Source organism: Nitrospira sp. Ecomares 2.1 (assembly GCF_965152585.1).
The window spans coordinates 474,787-486,958 of the sequence record NZ_OZ224219.1 but is presented as its reverse complement, the minus strand read 5'-3'; the positions used below and the strand labels follow the sequence as shown (position 1 = coordinate 486,958).

13 protein-coding genes are annotated in these 12,172 nt (G+C 47.8%); 1 reads left to right on the top strand and 12 read right to left on the bottom strand.

Annotated elements, in window-relative coordinates; genetic code table 11:
- From ACWHYD_RS02195 to asnS, 4 genes are all read right to left on the bottom strand, one after another.
- Positions 1-1,770 (bottom strand): peptidoglycan D,D-transpeptidase FtsI family protein, encoded by a 1,770-nt coding sequence (locus tag ACWHYD_RS02195; protein ID WP_447964308.1) that lies wholly within the window; start codon positions 1,768-1,770, stop codon positions 1-3.
- Positions 1,767-2,114: a hypothetical protein gene (locus ACWHYD_RS02190; RefSeq protein ID WP_447964307.1), complete on the bottom strand. Its 348-nt coding sequence runs from the start codon at positions 2,112-2,114 to the stop codon at positions 1,767-1,769. The genes ACWHYD_RS02195 and ACWHYD_RS02190 overlap by 4 nt, the downstream gene beginning before the upstream one ends.
- Positions 2,111-3,025: a 16S rRNA (cytosine(1402)-N(4))-methyltransferase RsmH gene (gene rsmH / locus ACWHYD_RS02185; protein ID WP_447964306.1), complete on the bottom strand. Its 915-nt coding sequence runs from the start codon at positions 3,023-3,025 to the stop codon at positions 2,111-2,113. Before rsmH ends, ACWHYD_RS02190 begins: the two co-directional genes overlap by 4 nt.
- A gap of 192 nt (positions 3,026-3,217) precedes the next feature.
- On the bottom strand, positions 3,218-4,519 hold the full coding sequence (asnS, locus tag ACWHYD_RS02180) for an asparagine--tRNA ligase (protein WP_447964305.1): 1,302 nt from the start codon (positions 4,517-4,519) through the stop codon (positions 3,218-3,220).
- Between the two features lie 110 nt (positions 4,520-4,629).
- Here asnS and ACWHYD_RS02175 point away from each other — a divergent pair, with 110 nt between their 5' ends.
- The gene (locus ACWHYD_RS02175; protein WP_447964304.1) at positions 4,630-4,950 is read left to right on the top strand and encodes a rhodanese-like domain-containing protein; all 321 of its coding nucleotides are present in this window, start codon (positions 4,630-4,632) and stop codon (positions 4,948-4,950) included.
- A gap of 50 nt (positions 4,951-5,000) precedes the next feature.
- On the opposite strand, the gene ACWHYD_RS02170 is transcribed toward ACWHYD_RS02175, so the two are convergent.
- The 8 genes from ACWHYD_RS02170 to zapB all read right to left on the bottom strand — a co-directional run bounded on the left by ACWHYD_RS02170 (position 5,001) and on the right by zapB (position 12,166).
- Positions 5,001-5,930 carry an NAD-dependent epimerase/dehydratase family protein gene (locus ACWHYD_RS02170; RefSeq protein WP_447964303.1) on the bottom strand — a complete coding sequence of 310 codons (930 nt, stop codon included), beginning with the start codon at positions 5,928-5,930 and terminating at the stop codon, positions 5,001-5,003.
- A gap of 24 nt (positions 5,931-5,954) precedes the next feature.
- Positions 5,955-6,779, bottom strand: a complete 825-nt coding sequence (locus ACWHYD_RS02165; RefSeq protein ID WP_447964302.1) for a TlyA family RNA methyltransferase — start codon at positions 6,777-6,779, stop codon at positions 5,955-5,957.
- A gap of 66 nt (positions 6,780-6,845) precedes the next feature.
- Positions 6,846-7,091, bottom strand: a complete 246-nt coding sequence (xseB, locus tag ACWHYD_RS02160) for an exodeoxyribonuclease VII small subunit (RefSeq protein WP_447964301.1) — start codon at positions 7,089-7,091, stop codon at positions 6,846-6,848.
- Between the two features lie 111 nt (positions 7,092-7,202).
- Positions 7,203-8,546, bottom strand: coding sequence for an exodeoxyribonuclease VII large subunit (gene xseA, locus ACWHYD_RS02155; protein WP_447964300.1), 1,344 nt, complete (start codon positions 8,544-8,546; stop codon positions 7,203-7,205).
- Positions 8,547-8,556: 10 nt separating this feature from the next.
- Complete coding sequence (locus ACWHYD_RS02150; protein WP_447964299.1) at positions 8,557-9,336, bottom strand: TIGR00282 family metallophosphoesterase; 780 nt, start codon at positions 9,334-9,336, stop codon at positions 8,557-8,559.
- Positions 9,337-9,356: 20 nt separating this feature from the next.
- Positions 9,357-10,919, bottom strand: a complete 1,563-nt coding sequence (gene rny, locus ACWHYD_RS02145) for a ribonuclease Y (protein WP_447964298.1) — start codon at positions 10,917-10,919, stop codon at positions 9,357-9,359.
- 703 nt (positions 10,920-11,622) lie between these two features.
- Positions 11,623-11,916 carry a cell division protein ZapA gene (locus ACWHYD_RS02140; RefSeq protein ID WP_342347990.1) on the bottom strand — a complete coding sequence of 98 codons (294 nt, stop codon included), beginning with the start codon at positions 11,914-11,916 and terminating at the stop codon, positions 11,623-11,625.
- 16 nt (positions 11,917-11,932) lie between these two features.
- Positions 11,933-12,166, bottom strand: a complete 234-nt coding sequence (gene zapB, locus ACWHYD_RS02135) for a cell division protein ZapB (protein ID WP_342347991.1) — start codon at positions 12,164-12,166, stop codon at positions 11,933-11,935.
- Between the last annotated feature and the right edge of the window lie 6 nt (positions 12,167-12,172).

The following is a 12,172-nucleotide window of genomic DNA, read 5'->3' as shown; positions in this document are numbered from 1 at the left end:
TTACTGCACAATAGGCTGCGGTGAAGAAATGGGCGAATTGGCCGCCGCTGTCCGAATAACTGCGGATCCACCGGGCAACACTCCTAAATGGGGCAAGACTCGCTCTGCGACCTTTCGAAAGACCGGAGCGGCAATTTCTCCCCCCCAGTTCCCGATCGTCGGTTCATCAATGACGACTAACATGGCAAGGCGTGGCCGCTCGACTGGTGCAAATCCGACAAATGAGGCAATCACTTGCGAAGAAGAGTAGGACCCGGTTTTCGGGTCAATTTTTTGAGCGGTCCCGGTCTTGCCCGCAGCTCGATAACCGGCAAGCCTGGCCCGTTTGCCGGTTCCTACCTCTACGGCGGCTTCGAGAATTCGAGTTAACGTAGTGGTTGTTTCAAGCGAGATGGGTCGCCGTTTGGGTTGCGGATCTTTTGTCAGCACGGCCTGTCCGTGGGAGTCCAGGATCGAGGAGACAACGTACGGCGTCATCAGCCAACCACCATTAGCCACTACCGACATGGCCGTGACCATTTGTATCGGGGTGACGGCGATTTCTTGCCCCATGGCAATTGAAGAGAGGCTTCGACCACTCCATTTGTTGGGCTCTCGGAGAATCCCTGAGGATTCTCCCGGGAGATCAATTTCCGTTTTTTCTCCAAATCCAAATGCTTTCAAATACCGAAATACCCTGCCTTGCCCGAGTTCCATTGCGACTTTGATCGCACCCACATTACTCGATTGCGCCAACGCCTCGGAAAACGTCATCCAACTGGTTTTTGCCGGATCATGGACAATCGTCCCCGCCACCGACATCTTTCCATCACCACCATAGATTAACGTGTCTGGGGACATCACCCCCTCTTCAAGCGCCGCCGCTGCCACCACAATCTTTAACGTTGACCCCGGCTCATAGGAATCCGTCACCACTCGATTGCGCCAATCCTGCGTGGAAAACTGCCCTAGGTGATTAGGGTCAAAGGTGGGATGAAGTGCCCACGCCAGAATCGCCCCGGTTAAGGGATCCATAATCACAATGCTTCCAGACTTCGCACCGCTTTGCTTTAAGGCTTGCGCCAGCTCCGCCTCCGCAATAAATTGAACAACCTCATCAATAGTCAAAGTGAGATGGTACCCAGTCGACAAGGGGATGGAATCATGACTTGGGGGTGAAGCAAGCTTTCTGCCCAACGCGTCCCTTTGGTATTTCACCAGGTTTTTTTCACCCCGTAGATAGGATTCATATTGAAGTTCCACCCCTTCCAAGCCCTGGCTATCAATTCCGGCAAACCCCACGAGATGAGAGACCAATTCTCCCTTCGGATAAAAACGATGCGGTTCTTTGGTCAACCCCAATCCTGATATATTCAAGGCCTCTAATTCCTTGACGACGGATTCCGGAATATTGCGTTTAACCCAAACGTAAGGCTGATTTCGTGTGAACAGGTCACGTAATTCCTTGGCCGGCATCTGCAAGATCGGCGCTAATGACCGGGCAACTCGTTGTGGATCATTCAAGGACGGTGGCCTCACATATAAGGATGCCACTTCCACATTGAGAGCCAATGGATGTCCTTGGCTGTCAACAATTACCCCTCGATCTGGTTGAACCACCACGGTCTTTTCGTGTTGCTGTTGTGCCTGATGAGCCCCAACATCCGCTTGAAGGACCTGTAGGTAAAAAAGTCGACAACCAATAAGCGCAAACCCGCAAAGGAGCCCCAAACACACAATGCCACTTCGGATTCGACAGACGGGATGAATGTCCGGTGAAGGATTTTTCACGGAAGGCTCACGATGGTATCGGAAAATTCACGGACTAAACGAACAGGAAAATTTTCACCAGATTCAGACGGGGGTAATGTATCCAGGGAGACCATCACAATCTGCCCCTCCTGAGCTACGGTGAGTCCCAATTGACTTTGCGCCCGTTGAGCGACTCGTTGGGGATCCGTTAACTGTGACAGCCGAACCTGCAAGCCTTCCTGCTGTTTTTTGAATTCTGCACGCTGAGATTCCAGCTCTTCAATGGCATACCCGAGGCGCCACATGTCTATCTTGACCCCAACATACAGGAGACACCACACCCCCAAAAGAATCATGACGCCAAGGAACACAGTTTTCCTCATAGGGTTACTCCTTCCGGAAGGCGCTCGGCCACACGTAACTTAGCGCTTCTGGCACGAGGATTTTGTTGAATTTCCAGTACACTTGGAATCACAGGTTTCTTGACTAGCAATGCAACGCTTGGATGCTCTCTCTTTGCCATAGAACGAAACGTTTGTTTCACAATACGATCTTCCAACGAGTGAAACGCCACGACACACACCCTTCCGCCTTCCTTCAACAGATCGACAGCATCTCGTAGGGCCGGCTCAATCAAATCCAATTCCCGATTCACGCGTATTCGAAGAGCCTGAAAGGTTCTAGTGGCAAAATGTAAGCGCCCCTTTTTGTAAGCATAGGGCAGCGCGCCCTCAAGGACAGCTACCAGGGCCTGGGTGGTTTGAATAAGACTGACGTTTCTGGCCTGCACAATTGCACGGGCGATTCGACGTGAATACCGTTCTTCACCATACGTAAAAATGACATCCGCTAACTCTTTTTCCGGGAGGTGATTTACCAAATCAGCTGCGGTCACCTTCTGAGTTTGATCCATTCGCATATCCAATGGCCCACTTTGGGAAAAACTAAAGCCCCGCTCTGGTTGGTCCAACTGCATAGAAGACACCCCTAAATCGAACACAACCCCGTCAACTTTTTCATAGCCGGACTTCTGAACAACATCTTTGATGTGGGAGAAATTCCCATGTTCTATATTTACTGATGATTCATATTCACTTAATGTCTTTTTCGCAATAGCAACGGCTTGATAATCACGATCCAAACCAATAATATGAGCATTTTTCCCAGACTTTTCCAGTAATTTCAGCGACGTTCCACCCAATCCCACTGTACAATCTACATAGACCCCACCAGGAAGCGGATTAAGCCAAAAACTGATTTCCTCGACGAGTACCGGTATATGAACATCATTCATTCATGATTTGTTTCATTTTTACAATATATGTGGAAATCACCCCACTTCCTCCCACACCTGGAAGTATACAACCCTTGCCAATGATGTCAAGCATTCAAAAAATGTTGTGAAAAGGCAGGAGCTAGGGAAAAAGAAATTCAGGAGCCGTGCCAAAAATATTTGGGAACCTCAAGGTCATTCCCAATGGACATTCTAAGGATACAACGTATAGAGCATCCTGGGGAAAGGAATCGTTTCTCGAACATGGTCTAACCCACAAATCCAGGCAACGACCCGTTCAATTCCCATTCCAAAACCAGCATGAGGAACCGTCCCATATCGCCGCAGATCTATATACCACTTAAAGGCTTCTTGAGGAAGGTCGTGAGCTTGAATCTGCTGCAGCAATTCATCCAAATCATGAATTCGTTGTCCCCCTCCAATAATTTCTCCATATCCCTCAGGGGCGAGCATATCCATACATAACGCCAAATCCGGCCTCTCTGGATCTTTAGCCATATAAAAGGCTTTAGCGGCAGCCGGATAACGGTGAACAATCACCGGACGATCAAATTCTTGAGCCAAAGATGTTTCGTCATCCGCTCCGAAATCGTCACCAAATTGAATGGCGACCCCCTTCTGCTGAAGACGCGTCAGGGCCTCCTCATAGGTTATTCGTGGAAAGGGCCTGACCATGGCTTCTAATTTAGGAATATCCCGCTCTAGGATTTCCAATTCAGGTCGGCGAGTATCGACCACCCGCTGAATGACTGTGGAAACCAGTTCCTCCGCCAGTTGCATGGCATCCGGTAGGTCGGCATATGCCATTTCCGGCTCCACCATCCAAAACTCCATCAGGTGTCGTCGGGTTTTTGATTTTTCAGCTCGAAAGGTTGGGCCGAAACAGTATATTTTTCCAAAAGCCGCCGCCGCCGCTTCTCCATATAATTGCCCGCTTTGCGCCAGGTAAGCTACCTGGTCAAAATATTGAGTTTGGAATAAGGTCGTGGTGCCCTCACAGGCGTTTGGGGTGAAAATCGGCGTATCAATTAAGGTAAAACCTCGATCATCAAAAAAATTTCGACAGGTCCGAATGATTTCATGGCGAACTCGTAAAATGGCATGTTGACGTCGTGAACGCAGCCACAGATGCCGATACTCCATCAGAAATCCGGTGCCATGCTCCTTCGGTTGGATTGGAAAGGGTTCGGCAATTTGAATAACCTGAATTTTCGACACATCCAGCTCGAATCCACCCGGGGCACGGACATCCTTCCGTGGCTTCCCGGTAAGTACGACGGAAGACTCCTGGGTTAATTGTCCGCTCAAGATAAATTGATCTTCTCCTACTTCTGCCTTGCTTAGGATGGCCTGAAGATCTCCAGTGCCATCCCGCAGCGTCAAAAAACTTAACTTTCCACTTGAACGGCGGTTGCGGATCCATCCCTTGATGGTAATATCCTGTCCTTCAAACTTTGCAATGTGTTCAATCGACACGACCGGCAATTCTGACATTATTCTGCTCCTCTCACTCGCAGGAAGAAGGAATTGACACCCCGAAAATTCAGCCGCTATGATGATTCGACTACAAGGAGTTACTTAAGAAACGTAAGGAGGCTTTCAATATGAGTTACACCATCACCGTCCGCGACTTAAAAGCGCGCATGGATAAAGGCGATCAGATTTTTTTATTGGATGTACGCGAACCTCATGAGTACTCCATTGCAAAAATAGAGGGATCCGTTCTGATTCCCTTGGGCCAGGTTCCTCATTCCCTGAAACAATTGGACCCGAGTGCTGAAATTGTCGCGTACTGTCATAAAGGAATGCGGAGCGCCGATGCCGTAGGGTTTCTTTTGCAACAGGGATTCTCGAATGTCAAAAACCTGATTGGGGGAATTGAAGCCTGGTCCATTGAGATCGATCAATCCGTTCCCAGGTATTAACAGATGATTGACCAGGAGCAATCATCCTCCTACTACCTGCACCTAATTAATTACTTTTCTGTTCCACGGAAATAATCGACTGTCCGGGTAAGCCCTTCCTCCAATGTAACCTGAGGATCCCAACCAAATACCTCTCGGAGTTTGGTCACATCCAACACACTTCGGAATTGCTCGCCTTTCTTTGCCGCTCCGTACAAATCTTTGCATTGGCACTTCGTTAAGTTTTTAATAATTCCATAGCATTCGTTGATCGTCGTCTCCTGCCCGGTTCCCACATTAAATATTCCCTGCACATCTTCTCCTAAGGTCACCAGGATCGCTTCCACCACATCATCCACATAGACGAAATCTCTTGTTTGTTTCCCAGTTCCATTGACAATCGGTTGACCACCATCCAGCATCTGTTTTGAGAAAATCGCTACGACTCCTGCCTCCCCTTCAGAGTCTTGCCTGGGTCCATAGACATTCGCAAAACGAAGCGCCACATACCGGAGTCCGGTAGCATTGGTGTAATAGGCCAAATACTTTTCACCAGCCAGTTTACTAATTCCATAAGGAGAAAGAGGTTCCGTCCGGTGCGACTCTGCGGCCGGGAACACTTCCTGTTCCCCATAGACCACTCCTCCCGAGGACGCAAACGTCACCTTTCGCACACCCTGCTTCACGGCATGCTCTAAAACATTGATGGTCCCTAAAATATTCACTTGCGCATCAAAGCTTGGATCCTCCGTGGAATGGCGAACACTCATTTGCGCAGCCAGATGGACCACAATAAGGGGACGCTCATTTCGGAATACCCGTTCAATCCGTTTACTCTGGATATCCATTTTGTAAAATTGGGCTTTTTTATTGACATTCTTTCTTTTCCCTGTGGAGAGATTATCAACAACAATGACCTCATTGCCTTCCTGAATTAACCGGTCAACCAGATGTGATCCAATGAATCCAGCTCCACCGGTCACCAGAATTTTTGTAGACATGCCCAGAATTCTCCTTTTACATAATTAGGGTAGGGGACTACCGCAAGCAATTGGCTTGCTTCCTTCAGCACTCATCTTCCCGTTTTTTTTCATTCCCACCAGCATTTCTTTGTTTCCTTTTTTTCCCAACAGCGTGGAATCCATGACACCAATGACATCAAGACACAGGCTACGGGCATAATCCACAAAACCGTCCCTCACCTGCTCACGCAATCGTTCATCACGGACAATGCCTCCTTTTCCGACTTGTCCTTTCCCGACTTCAAACTGCGGCTTAACCAATGCGACAAGATACGCCTGGTCACGCAGAACAGGCAAAATCACTGGCAAGACCAAGCGAAGGGAAATAAACGAAACATCGATGACCGCCAAATCAACCGGCTCAGGAATATCTTTGGGGCAAAGATGGCGGATATTGCAACGGTCCATGACCACAACCCGATGATCCGTTCTCAGCCTCCAATCCAATTGTCCATACCCCACGTCAATGGCATAGACTCGATTGGCGCCACGTTGAAGCACACAATCGGTGAATCCTCCGGTGGAGGCACCCACATCCATAACCACAAAATCTAAACAAGATATACAAAATGCGTCTAAAGCTGGTGCCAGCTTTTCACCTGCCCGGCTGGCATAGGCATATTCCGGCTTCGTCACTTCCACCGAAACAGTTGTCGCAACCAGTTTCCCTGGCTTATCAATCAATACCCCATCGACTTTCACCCGACCGGCAAGAATAAGGCGACAGGCCTGTTCCCTGCTTGAGACCAACTCATGATTCAGGACAAGGGAGTCCAGTCGTTCTTTTGAGGATTTCCGAGAAGGGGCTGATGGCTGAACAGCCTTCATATGTTCATGTCCACGAAGCAGACAATGTGAAGCCTACTGATTGAGAGAGATGGTAGTGAAAGAAACCTAGGATTCCGGCAAATTGGAATCCTCAACTGAAAAAGCCTGTATACGCTTTCTTCCATCCTTGTCTTGGACAAGGATCTCCACTTTGCGCTCTGCATCATCCAGCATTTTCAGACAGGTTTTTGAGAGCTTGACTCCCTCCTCAAAAATCCTCAAGGACTCATCCAAGGAAAGCTCCCCGCGTTCCAGCTCGGCCACAATTGTTTCCAAGCGGGACAATGCTTTTTCAAATTTCAGTACAGCCATGAAAATTGTCCGTAGAGGGTCGGTGATTCGGTTCTATACTATGAAGACCATCATCTATTTATCTAAACAGGTATTATAGCCAGGCTGGAACCTGAAGCAAAAGGGAATTCCTTAAGTTGAAGGATGGATACGCTCTACGAGACAAATTAATTCACCTTCATGAAGTCTGGTGCGTACTGACTCTCCCACAGAAACTTCAGTTGATTGTTTCACGACTTTTCCACTTTGCTGATTATGAACAATGCTATATCCCCGCGCTAAGACCGCAAGGGGACTTAATTGATTTAGCTGAGACATCCACAATTCTGATTGGTGGCGTTTAAGAAGAATACACCCTGACATTCCTCGAGCAAGGCGAATGCCACGGTCAATCAATGCCAGTTGCTGCCGACGAATGTCAATCAGGGGATTTCTCTCCCAAATCGTGGACTGATGCTTCAGCAACCGCACATGGAGACTCCGGCACCAAGACTCCATTTTTACATAAAGTTGCCGCTCTAACTCATCCACCTGTTGTACGAATTGTCCAAGCACGAGTCTAGGCTCAGGCAATCGTCCGGTGAGTTCCTGAATTTGCCCTCTCCACGCCACACAGAAACTCCTCATAGACCGTTCCACCCCTACCCGTTGATGCCCCAGATAACGTCTAACCGTTGAACAATCCGGAACCACCAATTCTGCCGCGGCAGAAGGAGTGGGAGCCCGATAATCAGCGGCTAAATCCGCAAGCGTCACATCGGATTCATGGCCAACAGCGGAAACCACCGGAATTCTGGAAGAGGCAATAGCTCTCACCACAATTTCTTCGTTAAAAGGCCAGAGATCCTCTAACGACCCCCCACCACGCCCGACAATCAACACATCCAATTCGCCAATTTGGTTGAGCGTTCCAATAGCCTTAGCGATTTGTCCGGCAGCTTCATCCCCTTGCACAGAAACAGGAGCTATCAAAATTTGAGCCAGAGGCCAACGTCGGTGAATGATGGTCAACAAATCATGAATTGCCGCACCGGAAGGTGAGGTCACCAGCCCAATTCGTTGCGGATAAAGAGGAAGGACCTTTTTCCCTATAGTCTCAAAAAACCCTTCGGCTTCCAACTTTGCTTTCAGTTGAACAAAAGCTAATTGCAGCGCACCAATGCCCTTAGGCTCAACCGCTTCCAAGAGTAATTGATAGTCTCCTCGCGGCTCATACACCGAAAGGCGGCCAAACACAAAGACCTCCAAACCATCTTGAAGCGCAAATTTCAGGCGTTCGACCTGACTGCGAAAGAGCACAGCTCTGATCTGACTTGATTGGTCTTTCAGGGTAAAATACCGGTGTCCCGAAGAAGGGCATCGAAGATTAGAAATTTCCCCTTCCACCCAGAGTGGTGGGAAATTTTTCTCGAACGTTGAACGAATCTGTCGGGTGAGAGTCGAGACAGTAAGTACTGAAGGGAAAAGCCCTGACACGAAGATTAGGTTACTCAAACACACGAAGACGCGTGATGTGAGTGGTTTTTCCAGTTGAGTGATTAAGATTTAACACCGCCGCACTCAAGACAGAAGGCCCTGTCGCCACTTCGAATCTTCTCGGGAGTTGAGTCAGAAATTTCTGAATGACCAAGTTTGGCTTCATTCCGATGACGGATTGAACAGGTCCGGTCATCCCGACATCGGTTAGATACCCTGTTCCCTGAGGTAAGATTTGTTCATCCGCAGTTTGAACATGTGTATGCGTTCCAAGGACCGCAGATACCTTGCCATCTAAAAAATACCCCATCGCCATTTTTTCTGATGTGGTTTCAGCATGCATATCCACAAGAATACAGTTAGTCTGTGTGGTTAATTGAGCCAGTTCGCGTTCCGCAACCCGAAAAGGGCAGTCCACCATGGGCATAAACACTCGCCCCATGAGCTGTAAAATCCCTAGGCGCTCGCCATGAACGGTCTCTACAATACACGTACCTTTTCCTGGAACCCCATCGGGATAATTTGCGGGACGGATCACCCGCTGCTCTTTTTGCAAATACTCTAACGCTTCACGTTTATCCCAGGCATGATTGCCTAATGTAATGACTGAAAGACCCAAATCAAACAGATCTTCGGCAACCTCCTGTGTGATACCAAATCCACCTGCCGCATTCTCACCATTTCCAATAACCAGATCAATGTGATGCTCCTGAATAACCCTTGATAGATGCTTTAGGATCACCCGACGGCCTGGCTCTCCCATGATATCTCCGATAAACAGTATGTTCATGTTCTCCTTTACTCACAGAGCTATTTGGCAAATTCAATAAAGCGATTTTCTCGAATAACTGTCACTTTGATCTGGCCAGGATACGTCAGTTCTTGTTCAATCTTTTTGGCCAAATCTCGAGATAGGGCAAAACTTTCACTGTCATTTAATTCCCCCTGACGGATAATCACCCGAATTTCTCGTCCAGCCTGAATCGCATAGGCCTTATCAACTCCTGTAAACCCGGTGGCTAAGGATTCCAGCTTTTCCAATCGCTTGACATAGGCCTCGAGCGTTTCGCGTCTGGCACCAGGACGGGCGGCCGAAAGGGCTTCCGCAGCAGCAACCAAGACCGATTCTGGGCAGAGTGGCTCCACTTGCTCATGATGGGCAGCAATGGCATTCACAATGAGCTCTGACTCTCCATACTTCTTCGCCAATTCCGCACCGAGCATCGCGTGTGTACCTTCCTCTTCATGGCTAACTACTTTTCCAATATCATGCAAGAGGGCGCCACGCTTAGCTAACTTCACATCTAAACCCAGCTCTGAAGCCATAATCCCACAGATATATGAGGCTTCCCTGGCATGATATAAGTTATTTTGCCCGTAACTGGTTCGATATTTAAGACGACCTAATAATTTGACAATTTCAGGGTGGAAATCTGAAAGGCCGACCTCAAAGATGACTTTTTCAGCATCATCTCTCATTAACTTGTCTAAATCACCTTTGACTTTTTCTACGACTTCCTCAATCCGAGTCGGGTGAATACGCCCATCTTGCATGAGACGTTCCAACGCAATTTTTGCTACTTCTCTCCGAAGGGGATCGAATCCGGACACGATCACCGCCTCCGGGGTTTCATCAATAATAAGATCGACGCCAGTTGCCGCCTCCAAAGCCCGAATATTTCTTCCCTCACGACCGATGATCCTTCCCTTCATGCTATCATTCGCGAGGGGAACCACTGAAATCGTGGCCTCATTGACGTAATCTCTTGTGATTCGCTGTATCGACCGGGTCACAATCTCTCTAGCTTCTCGTTCAGCGGTTTCTTTGGCCTCATCCAAAATTCTTTTTGTTAACAACGCCGAATCCATACGTGCTTCACTTTCAATTTCACCCAATAAATGACGCTTGGCTTCTTCGGCGGTAATTCCTGCCACCTGCTCTAGGGCAAGCCGGTGCTCTTTAATGGCTTGGTCGCATGCCACGGCTTTATTGTCCAGAACTTCCTCCTTTTCCTTAAGAGAACGCTCTTTTCGTCGCATTTCCTCATCACGTTTTTCAAATTGGCTGACCTTACGCTCAAGGGCCTCTTCCCGCTGGATGATTTTTCGATCAGCGACCTGAATCTCATTCCTCTTTTCCTTTTCTTTCGCTTCGAGTTCAGCCTTGGCTTGAAACAATAGATCTTTTGCTTCGAGTTTTGCTTCCTTAACTAGATTTTCAGCCTCTCGTTGAGCGTTTTGGGTGAGCTGTTGAACTTGCTCTTCAGCAGCTGACCGACGCTTCAAGTCCCTCTGCTGCTGATACACCTTCGATAACACAAATCCAACTAAAACCCCGATCACCAGTGCAAGTATGGGAATTACCGTGTCCATAGGTTAGCTCCTATTCGTTTCTTCATATCATCAGATAAGATTTATTTTCCCCCAGTCAGTCGGAAATAATCCCACCAAACCACAGGGGAAAACCAGAAAAGGAAGGAAAACGAAAACTGGAGAAAAGCCTATCTGATTGGACAGAAGGCCCGGATTTGCAGGGAACGAGAAGGAGGAGAGACAGGGCAATACTCTAAGCCAAAAGGCCCAATAGCACCACGCAATGGACTCACCCAATGAATCCAGCCTTCACAGCTACTAATTGAATTGGAAGGACATGGACACCACACAGGCCAAAAATTTAAAATTTTTAGATCACAAGGCGAGCCATTCGAATAGAAATGAGCAATTTGCCTCTTCAAAAACGATTTCCAAGATTTTAACCTGCCCTCAAATAAAAAATTCCTACTTCGTACAATCCCATCATACAAAAAACCCACAATGACTATAAAAATTCTTGTCATAGTGGGCCTCCAGTTTAATTCCCCCTACAAGAGGGATATTCCTTTCTTTCTTTGCAATTCAATAACTTATGAGGAGTAAAATATCAGAAGACGATGAGGTATTTCAATAAAAAGGCAGTTGAATGATGGGAATAGACCGACAAGGATTCGGCAACGAGCAGAACAATGCAATTCAACCAATTGATTTCAAAGGTAATACCTAACTATGGCAGGAAGAGAGGATACGAAGAGGAAAATGGTTAATTCGGGTTAGTCTCGAGGTGCTTTTCTATCGTTTCCAATAAAACTTGAGTCCGTCGTTCAATTTCAGCTTCTCCAAACTGTCGGTGCCTCTCTTGCCGAAAGAGCTGGTCCGTAATGTTAATGGCGGCCAAAATAGCTAGCTTAGTGGGAGTGCTTGTTCGGGTTTTTTGAGCAAGGTTTCGCATTTGCGCATCCACATACCCCGCTAACTCATGAAAGTACGCCTCATCTCCCTCTCCTTGAAGAGAGATTCGATGACCAAAGATTTCAACTTCAATGGTCCTCGTCATTCCCTAATCCCATAGGTTAATCGTTCGAACGGTCCAAAAATTCAAGCTCGCCAAGTACTTTTTCAATTCTAGACCGGATCGTGGTCCGCTCCTCTTCCCATCCTTCAGACATTTCTTCGTGTTTGGCCAGCCGCTCTCGAGTGGATTCCAATTCCTGTTCCAGGTGGGATTTATCCTGCCGTAGCTCAATAACCAAATCAAGTAATTTCTTAACTCGAACCTCCAACGTTTCTAATTTATCTACGCTCACGTGCAC

Bases quoted from the DNA above. Each gene is read 5' to 3' on its own strand.
- ACWHYD_RS02140 (WP_342347990.1), bottom strand. From the start codon at position 11,916: ATGACGAGGACCATTGAAGTTGAAATCTTTGGTCATCGAATCTCTCTT.
- asnS (WP_447964305.1), bottom strand. From the start codon at position 4,519: ATGTCAGAATTGCCGGTCGTGTCGATTGAACACATTGCAAAGTTTGAA.
- ACWHYD_RS02175 (WP_447964304.1), top strand. From the start codon at position 4,630: ATGAGTTACACCATCACCGTCCGCGACTTAAAAGCGCGCATGGATAAA.
- ACWHYD_RS02150 (WP_447964299.1), bottom strand. From the start codon at position 9,336: ATGAACATACTGTTTATCGGAGATATCATGGGAGAGCCAGGCCGTCGG.
- rny (WP_447964298.1), bottom strand. From the start codon at position 10,919: ATGGACACGGTAATTCCCATACTTGCACTGGTGATCGGGGTTTTAGTT.
- xseB (WP_447964301.1), bottom strand. From the start codon at position 7,091: ATGGCTGTACTGAAATTTGAAAAAGCATTGTCCCGCTTGGAAACAATT.
- rsmH (WP_447964306.1), bottom strand. From the start codon at position 3,025: ATGAATGATGTTCATATACCGGTACTCGTCGAGGAAATCAGTTTTTGG.
- ACWHYD_RS02165 (WP_447964302.1), bottom strand. From the start codon at position 6,779: ATGAAGGCTGTTCAGCCATCAGCCCCTTCTCGGAAATCCTCAAAAGAA.
- ACWHYD_RS02190 (WP_447964307.1), bottom strand. From the start codon at position 2,114: ATGAGGAAAACTGTGTTCCTTGGCGTCATGATTCTTTTGGGGGTGTGG.
- ACWHYD_RS02170 (WP_447964303.1), bottom strand. From the start codon at position 5,930: ATGTCTACAAAAATTCTGGTGACCGGTGGAGCTGGATTCATTGGATCA.